General features: G+C 54.9%; 16 protein-coding genes. 12 read left to right on the top strand and 4 right to left on the bottom strand.

Features of this window, described 5'->3' with window-relative positions; translation table 11 throughout:
• Positions 1-32 precede the first annotated feature (32 nt).
• Positions 33-962 (bottom strand): formate/nitrite transporter family protein, encoded by a 930-nt coding sequence (locus AC2FAP_RS10910; protein ID WP_333096742.1) that lies wholly within the window; start codon positions 960-962, stop codon positions 33-35.
• Between the two features lie 315 nt (positions 963-1,277).
• Between AC2FAP_RS10910 and mlaA the strand changes: the two genes are divergently transcribed.
• Positions 1,278-2,030 (top strand): phospholipid-binding lipoprotein MlaA, encoded by a 753-nt coding sequence (gene mlaA, locus AC2FAP_RS10905; RefSeq protein WP_020883108.1) that lies wholly within the window; start codon positions 1,278-1,280, stop codon positions 2,028-2,030.
• 63 nt (positions 2,031-2,093) lie between these two features.
• Here the strand turns inward: mlaA and fadL are convergent, their stop codons facing one another.
• Positions 2,094-3,422, bottom strand: coding sequence for a long-chain fatty acid transporter FadL (gene fadL, locus AC2FAP_RS10900; RefSeq protein WP_485452929.1), 1,329 nt, complete (start codon positions 3,420-3,422; stop codon positions 2,094-2,096).
• Between the two features lie 372 nt (positions 3,423-3,794).
• Here fadL and AC2FAP_RS10895 point away from each other — a divergent pair, with 372 nt between their 5' ends.
• From AC2FAP_RS10895 to sixA, 4 genes are all read left to right on the top strand, one after another.
• On the top strand, positions 3,795-4,079 hold the full coding sequence (locus tag AC2FAP_RS10895; RefSeq protein ID WP_014171053.1) for a YfcZ/YiiS family protein: 285 nt from the start codon (positions 3,795-3,797) through the stop codon (positions 4,077-4,079).
• Between the two features lie 239 nt (positions 4,080-4,318).
• Entirely contained in the window at positions 4,319-5,629 is a 1,311-nt protein-coding gene (fadI, locus tag AC2FAP_RS10890) for an acetyl-CoA C-acyltransferase FadI (RefSeq protein ID WP_449541810.1), read from the top strand.
• Positions 5,629-7,776: a fatty acid oxidation complex subunit alpha FadJ gene (gene fadJ, locus AC2FAP_RS10885; protein WP_020883111.1), complete on the top strand. Its 2,148-nt coding sequence runs from the start codon at positions 5,629-5,631 to the stop codon at positions 7,774-7,776. The genes fadI and fadJ overlap by 1 nt, the downstream gene beginning before the upstream one ends.
• Positions 7,777-7,985: 209 nt before the next feature.
• Positions 7,986-8,471, top strand: a complete 486-nt coding sequence (sixA, locus tag AC2FAP_RS10880; protein WP_163305245.1) for a phosphohistidine phosphatase SixA — start codon at positions 7,986-7,988, stop codon at positions 8,469-8,471.
• Between the two features lie 48 nt (positions 8,472-8,519).
• Here sixA and smrB read toward each other — a convergent pair whose 3' ends face one another.
• Entirely contained in the window at positions 8,520-9,071 is a 552-nt protein-coding gene (smrB, locus tag AC2FAP_RS10875; RefSeq protein WP_163305247.1) for an endonuclease SmrB, read from the bottom strand.
• Positions 9,072-9,216: 145 nt separating this feature from the next.
• On the opposite strand from smrB, the gene prmB reads away from it, so the two are divergent.
• From prmB to AC2FAP_RS10845, 6 genes are read left to right on the top strand one after another with little or no spacing between them, the layout of a single operon-like run.
• A complete protein-coding gene (gene prmB, locus AC2FAP_RS10870) occupies positions 9,217-10,149 on the top strand; it encodes a 50S ribosomal protein L3 N(5)-glutamine methyltransferase (protein WP_014171046.1) in 933 nt (310 codons plus the stop codon).
• Positions 10,150-10,209: 60 nt separating this feature from the next.
• Entirely contained in the window at positions 10,210-11,295 is a 1,086-nt protein-coding gene (gene aroC / locus AC2FAP_RS10865) for a chorismate synthase (RefSeq protein ID WP_025203566.1), read from the top strand.
• Between the two features lie 2 nt (positions 11,296-11,297).
• On the top strand, positions 11,298-12,122 hold the full coding sequence (gene mepA, locus AC2FAP_RS10860; protein WP_014171044.1) for a penicillin-insensitive murein endopeptidase: 825 nt from the start codon (positions 11,298-11,300) through the stop codon (positions 12,120-12,122).
• A complete protein-coding gene (locus AC2FAP_RS10855) occupies positions 12,122-12,931 on the top strand; it encodes a sulfite exporter TauE/SafE family protein (RefSeq protein WP_014171043.1) in 810 nt (269 codons plus the stop codon). The genes mepA and AC2FAP_RS10855 overlap by 1 nt, the downstream gene beginning before the upstream one ends.
• Complete coding sequence (locus AC2FAP_RS10850) at positions 12,931-13,476, top strand: elongation factor P hydroxylase (RefSeq protein ID WP_020883114.1); 546 nt, start codon at positions 12,931-12,933, stop codon at positions 13,474-13,476. Before AC2FAP_RS10855 ends, AC2FAP_RS10850 begins: the two co-directional genes overlap by 1 nt.
• Positions 13,477-13,489: 13 nt before the next feature.
• Positions 13,490-13,768: a YfcL family protein gene (locus AC2FAP_RS10845; RefSeq protein WP_020883115.1), complete on the top strand. Its 279-nt coding sequence runs from the start codon at positions 13,490-13,492 to the stop codon at positions 13,766-13,768.
• 50 nt (positions 13,769-13,818) lie between these two features.
• On the opposite strand, the gene mnmC is transcribed toward AC2FAP_RS10845, so the two are convergent.
• Positions 13,819-15,816 (bottom strand): bifunctional tRNA (5-methylaminomethyl-2-thiouridine)(34)-methyltransferase MnmC2/FAD-dependent 5-carboxymethylaminomethyl-2-thiouridine(34) oxidoreductase MnmC1, encoded by a 1,998-nt coding sequence (gene mnmC / locus AC2FAP_RS10840; protein ID WP_449541811.1) that lies wholly within the window; start codon positions 15,814-15,816, stop codon positions 13,819-13,821.
• Positions 15,817-15,974: 158 nt separating this feature from the next.
• On the opposite strand from mnmC, the gene fabB reads away from it, so the two are divergent.
• Complete coding sequence (gene fabB, locus AC2FAP_RS10835; RefSeq protein ID WP_014171039.1) at positions 15,975-17,192, top strand: beta-ketoacyl-ACP synthase I; 1,218 nt, start codon at positions 15,975-15,977, stop codon at positions 17,190-17,192.
• Positions 17,193-17,244: the final 52 nt, after the last annotated feature.

Genomic DNA, 17,244 nt, shown 5'->3' with positions numbered 1-17,244 from the left:
CATCGCCGCCTGACTGCTCAAAGAGTCACCATTCAGGTCGATTTTTTTGCAGATTTATCATCGTTTTCCCGCGCTTTCTGTTCGGCCTTGCGCTTATTAGACATGTCGTTACGGATTTGCGCATGGCTTAACAGTGCGAAGATAAACGTTCCGCCGCAGATATTGCCTGCCAGCGTCGGCAGGGCGAACGGCCAGAAAAAATCGCTCCAGTGAAGCGTACCATTAAAGACCAGATAGAGGATTTCAACAGTTCCGACCACGATGTGCGTGGTGTCAGCCAGCGCTATCAGCCAGGTCATTAATATGATCACGACAATTTTGGCACTGCCCGCGGAAGGAAACATCCACACCATGGTCGCGATTATCCAGCCGGAGATGATGGCATTCGAGAACATTTCGAACGGCGTGTTTTTCATTACGTCCATACCGATTTTCACGAAGGCATCCCGGGTGGGCTCATCGAATATCGGCATATATTCAAATGCCCATGCCGCCACGCCTGTACCGATGATATTCCCCAGCAGCACGACGCACCATAAACGCATCAGTAAACCGAAATTACCGAGGGTAGGGTTTTGCATCACCGGGAGAACGGCGGTAACGGTGTTTTCAGTAAACAGCTGCTGGCGCGCCATAATGACAATCACAAAGCCAAAGGTGTAGCCGAGATTTTCAAGTAAAAATCCACCGGGTACCCCTTCCAGTTGCACATGAAATATTCCCTTGGCGAGGAGTGAGGCGCCCATCGACAAGCCTGCCGCGATGGCCGACCAAAACAGAGCCATGGCATCACGCTCCATCTCTTTTTCGCCATCCTGTCGGATATGTTCATGGATCGCCATCGCACGGGAAGGAAGGCGATCTTCATTGATTTCTATCTCCTCACCGCGCTCTTTTTCCTCGCTTTCAATTTCAATTTCCTCATTACTCTCGCCAATTTTTTCTTCGCCCACTTCTTTCATAGCCACTCCAACACGATGATCTTTCTATAAAGCGTAGCGGCTTTTAATGAAATGCCCGTGGGGATGCTCTTAAATTGGCGGCAATGGCAACAAAGGCGATACATCTCATTAAAAGACATTATAAAATTGCCAGCGAAACGAATTCTAAAAGCCAGGCTATGCTGAGATCAGAGTGACGGTGGTTACTGCCCGTAATTGTGCTCGTAGACATCGGTAAACGTGCTGTTACAATCACTTGCACGTTTACAGGCGGAGCAACCCATGCTCCGTTACGGATGGCAATCAACGATAGCCATACTGAACAGGGAGATATTTATGAAACTTCGGCTGTCGGCGCTTGCGCTGGGCGCGACGATGCTTGTGGGCTGCGCCAGCTCTGGAGAGCAAACGGGACGCTCCGATCCTCTCGAAGGATTTAACCGCTCAATGTACAGCTTCAACTACAACGTGCTGGACCCGTATGTGGTTCGCCCGGTGGCAGTTGCATGGCGTGATTATGTTCCACAACCTGCGCGTAACGGGTTGAGTAACTTCACCAGTAACCTGGAAGAACCTGCGGTGATGGTGAACTACTTCCTGCAGGGCGATCCGTATCAGGGTATGGTGCACTTTACCCGCTTCTTCCTGAACTCATTGCTGGGGATGGGGGGCTTCATCGATGTTGCCGGTATGGCGAACCCGAAACTTCAGCGTGAGCAACCGCACCGTTTCGGCAGTACGATGGGGCATTATGGCGTGGGTTATGGTCCGTATGTTCATCTGCCATTCTACGGCAGTTTCACCGTACGTGATGACGGCGGCGACATGGTGGATACGCTGTATCCGGTTCTGTCGTGGCTGACCTGGCCGCTGTCGGTAGGGAAATGGACGGTGGAAGGGATCGAGACGCGTGCGCAACTGCTTGATTCGGACGGTCTGCTGCGTCAGTCTTCTGACCCGTATATTATGGTCCGCGAAGCTTACTTCCAGAATCACGACTTTATTGCCAATGGTGGCAAGCTGAAGCCGGAAGAGAATCCGAACGCGAAAGCAATCGAGAACGAATTAAAAGATATCGACTCGGAATAAAGATATCGACCCGGAATAAAGAAAAAAGGTGAGCCATGCTCACCTTTTTTAATCCCTGCGCGATTAGAACGCGTAGTTGAAGTTCATGCCATACAGCCAGGCTTTACCTTCAGAAGAGAACTCATACGGCCCCTCCTTAAAGTTAACTTTTTGACCGTGCATGTAAGAGATGCCCGCATCGATAGAAGCATCTTTATTGAAAGCATAGGTTGCACCTGCGCTCAGCCAGAAGCGGTCCTGGTCCGGAATGGAGATGGAACGCTTGTCAGCCGGTACAGGACTATCATCGAAGGCAATACCGGTACGGAATGTCCAGTTGTCATCCATATAGTAGGTGGTACCCAGCGCGATACGGTAGGCATCACGGAAGCTTTCATCTTTATAGAAGAGCGTGTCACCATTGCTGTTGGTCGCTTTCAGCTCCTGGAACTGACTCCAGCTGGTATAGGTCAGGCTATAGTGAACCGCCCACTGCGGCGCCACTTTGTTATAACCCGACAGTTCCCACATTTCTGGCAAGTGCAGGCTCAGAGAACCGCCAGTGGTACGGCCGTCGGTGCCCATTGGCAGGCCGAAGCTACCCAGAATCTGGTTATAGGCTGAAGGCAGGCTGCTCTTATAATCGCCATCGAAGTCAATTTTCACTTCGGAACGGTAGGTTAAACCGTAGCGGTTATTTTTATCGATTTCATAAAGGATACCGGCGTTCCAGCCGAAGCCCCATTCGTCACCCTTAAGGTAAGCAATCTGGGTATCTGTCGGAATACCTGCAACCTGCTGTGCCAGACCCGGAATCGGCGGCAGAGCGCCTGAGCCAGCAACGACTTTACCCAGGTCACCCGCGTAGCGCTCGATCTTCGCTTTAGCATAAACCGCATCAAAGCCGACGCCGAAGCTCCAGTGGTTGTCCAGACGGTAAGCACCGCTCAGGTTCAGGTTCAGGGTTTCAAGGTCGGTTTTACCGCCATACGCCCCTGCGGCGTAGTTATTATTAAACTCGGTAGCCAGACCGTAGTTAGACGTCACGGAAGCGCCCCAGCCGAACTGGTCATTAATTGGCGCAACGAAGTGGAGGTTTGGCACCCAGGCTGTTGGCGCGATGTTGTCTGCCTTCAGGCTGGCGCCTGTTGGCGAGCGGCCCGATATATCAACACCCGGATCAACAAAGATTGCACCAGCAGAGAAGGTCGGACGATCGAACATCATGATCAGTGCAGGGTTACGACTCGCGTTGCCCGCATCATCAGCAATTGCGCCTTCCCCGGAATACGCACGGCCAAGGCCAGAGGAAGAAAATTCGTTTAACTGAAAGCCCGCGGACCAGGCGGACGTAGAGACGATTGCCACTGCGACTGCCAGCGCAGTCTTTTTGAACAGGGTTTTCTGGCTCATGACCATAACCTCATTGAGTTATTTTTATTCAATAATTGTTACATACCGTAACAGGAGCGCGAAGTGTAGGGTCTGAGGTATGACATACAAATCAGACCAGTGGCGAGAGTATAGGTCTGACCAGCCAGAATGTTGCAAGTTTGTTTATTAATATTTTCAAACATGTTTCTTGAAACGAGATCTGGTTGGCAAAATTGTGACCATTGCGAATCGTCTGAAAGGGTGATTTTTGTTCTAGATCATTTTTTAGTGTGATATTGGTCACTTATCCGCTTTTGCGCCATTAACGGCTGGAGAGAGCCAGCCCCGGGGCGTAAAATAGCAGCATCGTGTTTATCTCGCGCCTTGCGCGAATACAGAGGAAATTGAGCTATGAGTAAATGCAGTGCTGATGAAACCCCGGTTTGCTGCTGTATGGATGTTGGTACCATCATGGACAACTCCGATTGCACCGCCTCTTACAGCCGCGTATTCAGCAACCGCGCCGAAGCGGAAGAAACCCTGGCCGCGCTGAGCAAACGTGCACGTGAGGTCGAATCCGATCCGTGCGAAATCAAATCCACCTTTACTGACGTGGACGGCGGCGTGAAGCTGGATATCGACTTTGTGTTCGCCTGCGAGGCGGAAACGCTGATTTTCCAGCTGGGTCTGCGCTAATCTCAACGGCGTAATGCCCTCATCCTGGCCCCTCTCTCACAGAAGAGGGTGCACACTAAAACGGTAACCTTCGGGTTACCGTTTTGCTTTTGTTTTCGCAGAGACATTTTCTTTTTCTTCTCTGTGCCTTAGCTCGCACTTTTTCGTTTCCCTGATTGGCTGAATGTAAAAAAATAGTTAAGACTGTTATCAGGTCAGACCACTTTATGTTTGAGTAAAAAATTTTACAGGGGAAGGTTATGAGTCAGGCGTTACCGCTTATTACCCGTCAGGGCGATCGCATTGCCATTGTCAGTGGATTACGTACGCCATTTGCACGTCAGGCGACAGCGTTTCATGGCATACCGGCTGTCGATCTGGGGAAAATGGTGGTGGGGGAGATGCTGGCTCGCAGCGAAATTCCGCCTGAGGTCATCGAGCAGCTGGTTTTTGGCCAGGTTGTGCAGATGCCTGAAGCACCCAATATTGCGCGCGAAATCGTCCTCGGTACGGGGATGAATGTCCACACTGATGCCTACAGCGTCAGCCGGGCATGTGCTACCAGTTTCCAGGCGGTGGCTAACGTGGCTGAAAGCCTGATGGCAGGTACCATTCGTGCTGGGATCGCCGGCGGGGCGGACTCCTCTTCGGTTCTGCCGATTGGGGTCAGTAAAAAGCTGGCCCGGATCCTGGTTGACGCCAACAAAGCCCGTACCGTCGGTCAGAAACTCAAACTTTTCTCACGCTTACGCCTGCGTGACCTCATGCCTGTACCGCCCGCAGTGGCGGAGTATTCCACCGGTCTGAGAATGGGCGATACCGCCGAGCAGATGGCAAAAACTTACGGGATCACCCGTGAGCAGCAGGATGCGCTGGCTCATCGCTCACATCAGCTGGCGGCGAAAGCCTGGTCGGAAGGCAAACTGGCTGATGAAGTCATGACGGCGTACATCCCGCCATACCGTGAACCGCTCTCAGAAGATAACAATATTCGCGGCAGCTCGACGATGGCGGATTACGCCAGGCTCCGTCCGGCATTTGACCGCAAACACGGTACCGTCACGGCCGCCAACAGTACTCCGCTGACGGACGGTGCCGCCGCGGTGATCCTGATGACGGAATCCCATGCCAAAGAGCTGGGCATAAAACCGCTGGGCTACCTGCGCAGCTACGCCTTCACGGCGATAGATGTGTGGCAGGACATGTTGTTAGGGCCGGCGTGGTCCACACCGCTGGCGCTGGAACGCGCGGGACTGACCCTCGCGGATTTAACCCTCATTGATATGCACGAAGCCTTTGCCGCACAAACCCTGGCAAACATACAACTGCTGGCGAGTGAGCGTTTCGCGCGCGATGTTCTTGGCCGGGCGCATGCCACTGGCGAAGTGGATCAGAGCAAATTTAACGTCCTGGGTGGCTCCATCGCCTACGGTCATCCATTTGCGGCGACGGGGGCGAGGATGATCACCCAGACATTACATGAGTTACGCCGCCGGGGCGGTGGTTTTGGTCTCGTAACCGCCTGCGCAGCGGGTGGTCTGGGCGCGGCAATGGTTCTGGAGGCTGAATAATGGATATGCCATCTGCATTTAATCTGACGGTACGCCTCGATAACGTCGCCGTTATTACTATCGATGTTCCCAACGAGAAGATGAACACCCTGAAAGCCGAGTTCGGCGTTCAGGTGCGCGCGATGCTAAAGCAGATCCGCGAGAACAAAGCGATTCGCGGCCTGGTGTTTATCTCAGCGAAACCGGACAACTTTATTGCCGGAGCCGATATCAACATGATTGCCAGGGCGCAAAACGCTCAGGAAGCCGAAGAGCTGGCGCGTCAGGGGCAACAGGTCATGGCGGAGATCCATGCGCTGTCTATCCCTGTTATCGCGGCGATCCACGGTGCCTGTCTGGGCGGTGGGCTGGAGCTGGCGTTGGCCTGTCACAGCCGCATTTGTACCGACGATGCGAAAACCGTTCTGGGCCTGCCTGAAGTACAGTTAGGCCTCCTGCCAGGCTCCGGCGGGACGCAGCGTCTGCCGCGTCTGGTTGGGGTCAGCACTGCGCTGGAAATGATATTAACCGGCAAACAACTGCGTGCCCGTCAGGCGCTGAAAGCCGGCCTGGTCGACGAGGTGGTTCCTCACGCCATTTTGCTTGAGGCAGCGGTTGAACTGGCGCTCAAAGGACGGCAGGCAAAACGTCCTCTGCCGGTGCGTGAGCGCGTGCTGGCCGGGCCACTGGGCCGCACACTCCTGTTCAGCATGGCGGGCAAGAAAACCGAACAAAAAACCAAAGGCAACTACCCGGCGGCGAAACGTATCCTTGAGGTTATTGAAGTGGGGTTATCTCAGGGCAGCAGCAGCGGCTATGCCGCAGAAGCAAAAGCCTTTGGCGAGCTGGCGATGACGCCGCAGTCTCAGGCGCTGCGTAACATCTTTTTTGCCAGTACAGAGGTAAAAAAAGACCCCGGCAGCGAGGCGCAACCTGCACCGCTGCATGCCATTGGCGTACTGGGGGGCGGGCTGATGGGGGGCGGAATATCTTTTGTTACCGCCAGCAAAGGCAAATTGCCTGTACGTATCAAAGACATCAATGCGAAGGGAATCAATCACGCGCTGCAGTACAGCTGGCAGAACCTTGATCAAAAGGTTAAACGCCGCCATATCAAGGCCAATGAGCGTGATAAAACCCTGGCACTGATCTCCGGCACGACAGACTACAGCGGTTTTGCCCATCGCGATCTGGTGATTGAAGCGGTGTTTGAAGACCTGGCGCTTAAGCAGCAGATGGTGGCTGACGTTGAGCAACATTGCGCACCCCATACCATTTTTGCGTCGAACACCTCGTCATTGCCCATTGGTGATATTGCGGCCAGAGCCCAGCGTCCGGAGCAGGTGATTGGCCTGCACTATTTCAGTCCGGTTGAAAAAATGCCGCTGGTGGAGGTTATCCCACACGCCAGTACCAGCCCGCAAACCGTTGCTACCGTGGTTAAACTGGCCAAAATGCAGGGTAAGACACCGATAGTGGTGGCGGACAAAGCCGGCTTTTACGTTAACCGCATTCTGGCGCCTTATATAAATGAAGCGATGCGGCTGCTGACGGAAGGGGAGAAGATCGAACACGTCGACGAGGCGCTGGTGAAGTTTGGGTTCCCCGTTGGCCCAATCCAACTTTTGGATGAGGTGGGAATCGACACCGGCACTAAAATTATACCTGTGCTGGAAGATGCTTATGGAGATCGTTTTAGCCCGCCTGCAAACATTGTTTCTGCAATTTTGAAGGACGATCGCAAAGGCAGAAAAAATGAACGCGGTTTCTATCTTTACGGCGCGAAAGGGCGTAAAAGCAAGAAACAGGTCGACCCTTCGGTTTATGGGCTTATTCCGACAACCGGTCAGGGGAAACTGTCACCCGTTCAGTGTGCTGAACGCTGTGTGATGATGATGCTTAATGAAGCGGCACGCTGCTTTGGTGAGCAGGTGATTAAAAGCGCGCGCGATGGTGACATCGGTGCGGTATTTGGCATTGGTTTCCCGCCGTTCCTCGGCGGCCCGTTCCGTTACATGGACACTCTCGGTGCGGGTGAAGTGGTTGCAATCCTGCAACGTCTGGCCTCGCAATACGGTCCGCGGTTTACACCGTGTGACGAATTATTGCAGATGGCGGAACGGGGCCAGACATTTTGGCCTTCAAGGGAAACTGTCCTCGTAAGTTGAGGTCAAAAAAGGGTAAATCCTGAAGTGTACGAACCTGTTTTGGCGATTTTGTAAACAGAGATTGACTATACTTACGCCATTGAGGTAAAAAACAGCGTTTCATTCACCGAATGGATCAGGCACAATGCCCGACCATCGGGTTTTCTACCTCGGAGCGGTAATCGCAGGTAGTCAACGCCGGTGATTCTGGTTAACAAAAGCGGTGCAATATGCAAGTTTTTATCATGCGTCACGGCGACGCGGCACTCGATGCCGCCAGTGACTCAGTACGTCCTTTGACCGTCTGTGGCTGCGACGAATCTCGTCTGATGGCGACATGGCTTAAAGGTCAAAAAGTGGACATCGAACGCGTTCTGGTGAGTCCGTTCCTGCGTGCAGAACAGACGCTGGAAGTGGTGGGGGAGTGTATGAACCTGCCAGCCAGTGTGGATGTTCTCTCGGAACTCACCCCGTGCGGTGATGTCGGCCTTGTCAGCGCTTATCTTCAGGCGCTGTGCAATGAAGGTGTCGCTTCCGCGCTGGTCATTTCCCACCTGCCACTGGTTGGCTATCTGGTATCTGAGCTGTGCCCGGGCGAGACGCCGCCGATGTTCACGACTTCCGCCATTGCCAACGTCGCTCTCGACGAAACGGGCAAAGGGGTCTTCAACTGGCAAATGAGTCCGTGCAATCTGAAGATGGCAAAAGCTATCTGATGTGACGTGCGATATGGCGGGGAGCAGAACATGCCTCCCGCCGTCCTGTCAGGGTAATTCTGGCGGCTGCCACTCTTCTACTTCAATCAACACCAGTAATGCGGCATCTCCGCCGTACTCTTTGGGTGCCTGATGAAACGCCATCACGTGGGGATGCTGAGCCAGCCACAGCGGTGTTTGTTGCTTCAGGATATGTTTGCCGTGGCCGTGCATCACGCAGGTGCAGAAAACATGTTCGCGACGACAGGCGGCAATTAACGCGCCCAGCTCCTGCTTCGCCTGCATCTGCGTCAAACCGTGCAGATCAAGAAACAGTTCGGGCGAGTAATCCCCCCGGCGTAATTTTTTCAGCTCAAAGTGGCTGACATCTTCCCGTACGTACTTCACCGCGCCCTGCGTATTGAGCAGCGGCTGAAATTCATCTGAAAAATAGTGGCTATTATCCGCCTGCTCCTGGAGCATTCGCTTGACCGGGACTTCCGTGATTTTTTTGCGCATCGGACGGTGGACAATGATGTCCTGCTTGATTTGACGCGTCCCGGTCATCAGCTGACGGAAGAGCGCCTGATCCTCCTCGCTAAGGGATGTTTTCTTTTTCATGGGTCATTCTCATCTCGTATTTCCGACAGTGTACCCGACTAAACGCATTTTTTAACCTCAAGCGCGACGCGTCATTGCTGATTTATCGCCGTCTTCATGGCAAACTAGCCGCCGAAAATTATGCGAGCATGCCCTGGAGGAAAGAGTGGATAAAATTTTTGTCGATGAAGCAGTAAACGAGCTGCATACCATACAGGACATGTTGCGCTGGTCGGTTAGCCGCTTCAGCGCCGCAAATATCTGGTACGGGCACGGTACCGATAACCCGTGGGATGAGGCCGTTCAACTGGTACTGCCGTCCCTCTACCTGCCGCTCGATATTCCGGAAGACATGCGTACCGCACGCCTGACCTCCAGCGAAAAGCACCGTATCGTGGAGCGTGTTATCCGCCGCGTTAACGAGCGCATTCCGGTTGCCTATCTGACCAACAAAGCCTGGTTCTGTGGTCACGAGTTCTATGTTGATGAACGCGTACTGGTGCCGCGCTCGCCGATTGGCGAACTGATCAACAACCACTTTGAAGGCCTGATTAACCATCAGCCAGAGCATATCCTTGATATGTGTACCGGCAGCGGCTGTATCGCGATTGCCTGTGCGTACGCCTTCCCGGAAGCGGAGGTGGATGCCGTGGATATCTCCACCGATGCGCTGGCTGTGACCGAGCACAATATTGAAGAGCACGGTCTGATCCATCACGTTACGCCAATCCGCTCCGATCTGTTCCGCGATCTGCCAACGCTGCAGTACGATCTGATCGTCACCAACCCGCCGTATGTAGATGCGGAAGACATGTCCGATCTGCCAAACGAATATCGCCACGAGCCGGAGCTGGGTCTGGCGTCAGGCTCTGATGGCCTGAAGCTTACCCGTCGCATTCTGGCCTGCGCGCCGGATTATCTGACCGACGACGGTGTTCTGATTTGTGAAGTGGGCAACAGCATGGTACATCTGATAGAGCAGTACCCGGATGTGCCGTTCACCTGGCTTGAGTTCGATAACGGCGGTGACGGCGTCTTTATGCTGACCAAAGCGCAGCTGCTTGACGCGCGCGAATACTTCAGCATTTACAAAGATTAATCCAGCGGGCTTCGGCCCGTTTCACAACGCTCAAACACAAATAACGACATCGGAGCCGTGATGGCAGGAAACAGTATTGGACAATTATTCCGGGTGACCACCTTTGGTGAATCGCACGGGCTGGCACTGGGCTGTATCGTTGACGGCGTACCGCCAGGCATCGAACTGACCGAAGCTGATTTACAGCACGACCTCGACCGTCGTCGTCCGGGGACTTCTCGCTACACCACGCAGCGTCGCGAGCCGGACCAGGTCAAAATTCTTTCCGGCGTTTTCGAAGGCCGCACCACCGGCACCAGCATCGGGCTGCTGATTGAAAATACCGATCAGCGCTCGCAGGATTACGGCGCCATCAAAGATGTATTCCGTCCTGGACACGCCGATTACACCTACGAACAAAAGTATGGCTTCCGTGATTATCGCGGCGGCGGACGTTCGTCTGCCCGTGAAACCGCGATGCGCGTTGCGGCAGGGGCTATCGCCAAAAAATATCTGCAGCAGAAATTTGGCATTGTGATCCGCGGCTGTCTGACCCAGATGGGCGATATTCCACTGGCTATCAAAGACTGGGATCTGGTCGAGCAAAATCCGTTCTTCTGTGCCGATGCAGATAAGCTGGAAGCGCTGGACGAACTGATGCGTGGCCTGAAAAAAGAGGGCGACTCCATTGGTGCCAAAGTTACCGTCGTGGCTGATGGTGTACCGCCAGGCTGGGGTGAACCGGTATTTGACCGTCTGGATGCGGACATCGCTCACGCGCTGATGAGCATCAACGCGGTGAAGGGCGTAGAAATTGGCGACGGTTTTGACGTCGTTGCGCTGCGCGGCAGCCAGAACCGCGACGAAATCACCAAAGACGGTTTCCAGAGCAACCACGCGGGCGGCATCCTCGGCGGTATCAGCAGTGGTCAGCAGATTATTGCCAATATTGCGCTGAAACCCACCTCCAGCATTACCGTGCCAGGCCACACGATTAACCGCTCTGGCGAAGAAGTTGAGATGATCACTAAAGGACGTCACGATCCCTGTGTGGGGATCCGTGCGGTGCCGATCGCAGAAGCGATGCTGGCGATCGTACTGATGGATCACTTCCTGCGCCAGCGCGCGCAGAATGCGGATGTGACGACCACCATTCCACGCTGGTAAACATGAAAAAAACCGTCATTGCTCTGCTGGCACTGCTTGCCAGTGGAGCCAGTCTGGCCGCGACGCCATGGCAGAAAATTACCCATCCTGTGGCGGGCAGCGCGCAGTCAATTGGCGCGTTCTCGAACGGCTGTATCGTTGGGGCACAGGAACTTCCGCTGCAGTCCGATACCTATCAGGTGATGCGGACCGACCAGCGTCGTTATTTTGGCCATCCGGACCTGGTGCTGTTTATCCAGCGTCTGGGAAACCAGGTGCATAACCTGGGGCTGGGCACGATGCTGATTGGCGATATGGGGATGCCTGCCGGCGGTCGGTTCAACGGCGGACACGCCAGTCACCAGACCGGTCTCGATGTCGATATCTTCCTGCAACTGCCGAAAGCGCGCTGGAGTTCAGCCCAGTTGCTGAAACCGCAGGCGCTGGATCTGGTGGCGCGCGACGGTAAAAACGTCGTGCCATCGTTGTGGACGCAGGACGTCTTCAGCATGATTAAGCTGGCGGCGAAAGATAACGATGTCACGCGGATTTTCGTTAACCCGGCCATCAAGCAGCAGCTCTGCCTGGATGCCGGCACCGATCGCGACTGGCTGCGTAAAGTGCGCCCGTGGTTCCAGCATCGTGCACATATGCACGTTCGTCTGCGCTGCCCGGCAAACAGCCTGGAATGTGAAGATCAGCCGTTACCCCCGCCAGGCGATGGCTGTGGTGCGGAACTGCAGAGCTGGTTTGAGCCGGCAAAACCTGGAACCTCTAAGCCTGAGAAGAAGACACCGCCTCCGTTGCCGCCTTCCTGCCAGGCGCTACTGGATGAGCATGTACTTTAATGGATAATTTCGTCGAACTGTTTATGGTGTCGCCGCTTCTGCTGGTGGTGCTTTTCTTTGTGGCGATGCTGGCCGGATTTATTGATGCTCTGGCGGGCGGCGGTGGTTTGTTAACCGTACCGGCGCTGCTGGCCGCGGGCATGAGCCCGGCACAGGCGCTCGCCACTAACAAGCTTCAGGCGTGCGGCGGCTCGCTCTCCGCGTCACTCTATTTTATTCGCCGTAAGGTCGTCAGTCTGGCTGACCAGAAGCTCAATATTCTGATGACCTTTATTGGCTCGACCTCGGGTGCACTGCTGGTTCAGCATGTACAGTCCGATATTTTGCGCCAGATCCTCCCCATTCTGGTTATCTGCATCGGTCTCTACTTTTTGTTGATGCCAAAGCTCGGGGAAGAAGACCGGCAGCGTCGTCTGCATGGCCTGCCGTTCGCTCTTATCGCGGGTGGCTGCGTCGGGTTTTACGATGGCTTCTTTGGCCCCGGAGCAGGCTCGTTCTATGCCCTTGCGTTCGTGACGCTGGCCGGCTTTAACCTCGCTAAATCCACCGCCCACGCCAAAGTGCTCAATGCGACGTCAAACGTCGGCGGCCTGCTGCTGTTTATCATTGGTGGCAAAGTTATCTGGGCAACCGGATTTGTGATGATGGCAGGGCAGTTTTTAGGCGCACGCGCGGGCTCGCGTCTGGTATTAAGCAAAGGACAGAAGCTCATTCGCCCGATGATTGTTGTCGTCTCAGCGGTCATGAGTGCCAAACTGCTTTATGACAGCCATGGACAAGAGATCCTCACCTGGCTGGGAATGAATTAATGAACACAACGCATAAATACGAACAGCTGATTGAGATTTTTGATGGCTGTTTTGCTGATGATTTTAATACCCGTCTGATTAAAGGCGACGACGAACCGATCTATCTTCCTGCTGATGCGGACGTGCCGTATAACCGTATCGTGTTCGCGCACGGCTTTTACGCCAGCGGGTTACACGAGATTTCGCACTGGTGTATAGCGGGGAAAGCGCGTCGTGAGCAGGTGGACTTCGGATACTGGTATTGTCCGGACGGCCGTGACGCCGCCACGCAGAGCCAGTTTGAAGATGTGGAGGTGAAACCGCAGGCGCTGGAATGGTTATTCTGTGTGGCGGCAGGTTTCCCGTTCAACGTCAGCTGTGACAACCTCGAAGGAGAGGTCGAGCCAGACCGTATTGTCTTCCAGCGCCGCGTTCATGCGCAGGTGATGGAGTATCTTGAGAAAGGCATCCCGGAACGTCCGGCGCGCCTGATCGAGGCCTTACAGAATTATTACCACACGCCGGAGATCACGGCGGAATGCTTCCCTTGGCCGGAAGATCTTTAACAGAGGAAAGAAGATGATCGCAGAATTTGAATCACGCATTCTGGCGTTAATTGATGACATGGTGGAACACGCCAGTGATGATGAGCTGTTCGCCAGCGGTTATCTGCGTGGTCACCTGACGCTGGCTGTCGCTGAGCTGGAAGCAGGGGACGATCACTCTGCCGAGGCCATTCATGATGAAGTGAGCCGCAGCCTGGAGAAAGCGATCCAGGCAGGGGAACTCTCTCCGCGTGACCAGTCATTAGTGCTGGGTATGTGGGACACCCTGTTCCAGCAGGCAAAAGCCAGGTAGTCATTTCTCCTCCCTTTCCCGGTGGGAGAGGGAGGACATCGGCCCGCACGTTACTTCACCCTTTTTCCTTTCAGTAACTTCCGTACCCACAAACGGTTGGGATTGAGCCCCGCAAGCGTAACGCTGTCCAGCGGAACGGGCTCATCACTCATCTGTGCCGCCAGCACTTCGGCCAGCAACGGCGCTGAGCATAATCCCCGTGAACCGAGTCCCCCGAGCATAAACAGCTGCGGATAAACTGGCGCACTCACCGCGGTATCACGGTTTTCAGCAAGATCCTGATAGGCCTCAAGCGTTGCTTCATAGTCAGGCACATTTCCCGCCATCGGCAGATGGTCCCGGGTGGCGCAGCGTACGCCACAGCGCGCGTCACCGGCGCTGATATCAACCTCTTTTGCCCAGTCGGCCTGCGGGAAGCAGTTGAGCAGGCGCTGGCGATTTTGCTGCTGATCGTCTTCGCTGTAGCGCATGTCGGTCTCACCGCGATGGTAGCTGGCACCAATGCAGTGGTGGCCGTTGGACGGATTTTGTGGCGTCAGATAGCCGTCGTAGCAGAGTACATGCTGCAGTTTTTCCAGCGCTGGCGAGGTGGGGATATGGCTGACCTGGCCGCCGACAGGGTAAAGCGGCAGCTTTTCCGTCTGGTTGAACTGGCTGATAGGGTGACCGTTGGCCAGCACTACGCAGGTATGCTGCGCCTCTTCGCCGGTGGTGAAATGCAGGTTCCAGTGCTCCGTGTGGTGAAGTGAGGCGACCTGGCGGGAATAGTGCACCGTCAACCCGCGCGACTGCGCCAGCGCAATGGCTGCCGTCGTCAGATCTGCCGGACACAGCCAGCCACCGAGCGGATAGTGGATACCGTCGCAGCCCGTATCGACGCCCGCGGTTTCGGTTATCTGCTGCGCATTCACCGCCCGGGCAATTTCGAGCGGCAGACCCAGCGACAACATGTGCGCGATTTTTTGCTGGCTCTTCTCATCCCAGCCCAGTTGCGTAACGCCACACCAGTCGTGGTCAAACGCCACAGGCAGGGCATCATACAGGCGCCGGGCAAAGGTAAAGGCTACCGGGAAAAACTGGCTCAGCGCCGGATCGTGAGCGCTTAACAGTGGGTAGAGCGCCCCCTGGCGGTTGCCGGAAGCGCCCTTTGCCGGCGCGTCGTCGGCGCAGTAGAGCGTTACCTGCCAGCCACGGTGTAAAAGCGCGAGCGAAAGCAGGGCGCTGGCAATCCCGCCGCCGACAATTGCTACCTCTCGTGATGTGCTGGCGCTGCGTGAAAACCAGGGCGTCTGAGCGGGGATCTCCAGCGTCTGATCCATTCTTCCGACCAGCATGTCGCGCTTGCGACCAAAACCTTTGGTCTTTTGCATGGTAAAGCCGGCCTCCTGCAATCCGCGGCGGACAAAGCCTGCCGAGGTGAAGGTCGCGAGCGTTGCGCCAGGACGCGCCAGGCGTGCCATTGCGTTAAACAGATGCTGGCTCCACATGTCCGGATTCTTGGCGGGGGCAAAACCATCGAGGAACCATGCGTCCACTTTCTGGTTCATCGAATCATCAAGCTTATCGGTCAGATCATTGATGTCGCCGAGCCACAGATCCAGCGTGACGCGCCCGCCGTCCAGCAGCAGACGATGGCAACCGCCGAGGTGCGGCGGCCACTGCGCCTGAAGCTGCTCCGCCCATGGCGCAAGTTCCGGCCAGTGTTGATGGGCGAGACGAAGGTCATGCGCGGTGAGCGGAAATTTTTCAAAACTGATGAAATGTAATCTTTGCAGTGTAGCGTCAGGGTGAGCAGCGTGAAACTGATCGAACATCTGCCAGAGGGTGAGAAAATTCAGACCGGTACCAAACCCGCTCTCAGCGACCACGAACAGACTGCGCGGATGCGTGGGGAAACGGGCGTTTAACTGGTTTCCGTCGAGGAAAACATAGCGGGTTTCTTCCAGTCCGTTATCATTAGAAAAGTAGACGTCATCAAAATCTCGGGAAACAGGTGTACCCTCAGCGTTGAATTCGAGGTTGGCGGGTTGTATAGCGTTTTGTTTCACGTAAGTTACTCGTCTGACAGGCAGTGACACGATCTTAACGATGTGCGTCCATCGGTGCAAATTTCCGCAGAAAATGTCTGATCGGACTTGTTCGGCGTACAAGTGTACGCTATTGTGCGACTCGAAACTTAATATAGTGCGACTTACAGAGGTATTGAATGAAACGTGCAGTGATTACTGGCCTGGGCATCGTTTCCAGCATCGGTAATAACCAGCAGGAAGTCCTGGCATCTCTGCGTGAAGGACGCTCCGGGATCACTTTCTCTGAAGAGTTTAAAGATTCAGGTATGCGTAGCCACGTATGGGGTAACGTCAAACTGGACACCACCGGTTTGATTGACCGTAAAGTGGTTCGTTTCATGAACGATGCCTCTATTTATGCTTATCTCTCCATGCAGGAAGCGATTGCGGATGCGGGTCTGAGCGCGGAAGTTTACCAGAATAACCCACGCGTAGGTCTGATCGCCGGTTCCGGTGGCTCATCTAAAGCGCAGGTCTTTGGTGCCGACGCAATGCGTAGCCCACGTGGTCTGAAAGCGGTAGGTCCTTATGTTGTGACTAAAGCTATGGGTTCAGCGGTTTCCGCTTGCCTGGCGACCCCGTTCAAAATCCACGGCGTTAACTACTCCATCAGCTCTGCCTGTGCGACCTCCGCACACTGCATCGGTAATGCGGTTGAGCAGATCCAGCTGGGTAAACAGGATATCGTGTTTGCTGGCGGCGGCGAAGAACTGGGCTGGGAAATGGCCTGTGAATTCGACGCAATGGGGGCACTGTCCACCAAATATAACGAAACTCCGGATAAAGCATCCCGTACCTATGATGCGCACCGTGACGGTTTCGTTATCGCAGGCGGCGGCGGTATGGTTGTGGTTGAAGAGCTGGAGCACGCGCTGGCGCGTGGTGCGCACATCTACGCTGAGATCGTGGGCTACGGTGCAACGTCTGACGGCGCTGACATGGTGGCTCCATCCGGTGAAGGCGCAGTGCGCTGCATGAAGATGGCGATGCACGGCGTTGACACACCAATCGACTACCTGAACTCCCACGGTACCTCTACTCCGGTAGGCGACGTGAAAGAGCTGGGTGCGATCCGTGAAGTGTTCGGCGACAACAGCCCGGCTATCTCCGCGACCAAAGCCATGACCGGTCACTCTCTGGGTGCTGCTGGCGTTCAGGAAGCGATCTACTCTCTGCTGATGCTGGAAAATGGCTTTATCGCCCCAAGCATCAACATTGACGAGATGGACGAGCAGGCCGCAGGTCTGAACATCGTGACCCAGCCAAAAGAAGCGACACTGACTACCGTCATGTCCAACAGCTTCGGTTTCGGCGGTACTAACGCCACGCTGGTGATGCGTAAGTACAACGCATAAGTTCTGACTGATTCAAAAGGGGAGCCTGACGGCTCCCTTTTTTTATGCATTG

The sequence above is a fragment of the Enterobacter cloacae complex sp. 394I7 genome (genome assembly GCF_057320345.1).
This window is presented reverse-complemented; position numbering and strand designations above follow the sequence as displayed.

What these genes read in the sequence shown, in the direction of transcription:
- AC2FAP_RS10910 (WP_333096742.1), bottom strand. Translation starts at nt 962, where the DNA reads ATGAAAGAAGTGGGCGAAGAAAAAATTGGCGAGAGTAATGAGGAAATT.
- mlaA (WP_020883108.1), top strand. Translation starts at nt 1,278, where the DNA reads ATGAAACTTCGGCTGTCGGCGCTTGCGCTGGGCGCGACGATGCTTGTG.
- fadL (WP_485452929.1), bottom strand. Translation starts at nt 3,422, where the DNA reads ATGAGCCAGAAAACCCTGTTCAAAAAGACTGCGCTGGCAGTCGCAGTG.
- AC2FAP_RS10895 (WP_014171053.1), top strand. Translation starts at nt 3,795, where the DNA reads ATGAGTAAATGCAGTGCTGATGAAACCCCGGTTTGCTGCTGTATGGAT.
- fadI (WP_449541810.1), top strand. Translation starts at nt 4,319, where the DNA reads ATGAGTCAGGCGTTACCGCTTATTACCCGTCAGGGCGATCGCATTGCC.
- fadJ (WP_020883111.1), top strand. Translation starts at nt 5,629, where the DNA reads ATGGATATGCCATCTGCATTTAATCTGACGGTACGCCTCGATAACGTC.
- sixA (WP_163305245.1), top strand. Translation starts at nt 7,986, where the DNA reads ATGCAAGTTTTTATCATGCGTCACGGCGACGCGGCACTCGATGCCGCC.
- smrB (WP_163305247.1), bottom strand. Translation starts at nt 9,071, where the DNA reads ATGAAAAAGAAAACATCCCTTAGCGAGGAGGATCAGGCGCTCTTCCGT.
- aroC (WP_025203566.1), top strand. Translation starts at nt 10,210, where the DNA reads ATGGCAGGAAACAGTATTGGACAATTATTCCGGGTGACCACCTTTGGT.
- mepA (WP_014171044.1), top strand. Translation starts at nt 11,298, where the DNA reads ATGAAAAAAACCGTCATTGCTCTGCTGGCACTGCTTGCCAGTGGAGCC.
- AC2FAP_RS10855 (WP_014171043.1), top strand. Translation starts at nt 12,122, where the DNA reads ATGGATAATTTCGTCGAACTGTTTATGGTGTCGCCGCTTCTGCTGGTG.
- AC2FAP_RS10850 (WP_020883114.1), top strand. Translation starts at nt 12,931, where the DNA reads ATGAACACAACGCATAAATACGAACAGCTGATTGAGATTTTTGATGGC.
- AC2FAP_RS10845 (WP_020883115.1), top strand. Translation starts at nt 13,490, where the DNA reads ATGATCGCAGAATTTGAATCACGCATTCTGGCGTTAATTGATGACATG.
- fabB (WP_014171039.1), top strand. Translation starts at nt 15,975, where the DNA reads ATGAAACGTGCAGTGATTACTGGCCTGGGCATCGTTTCCAGCATCGGT.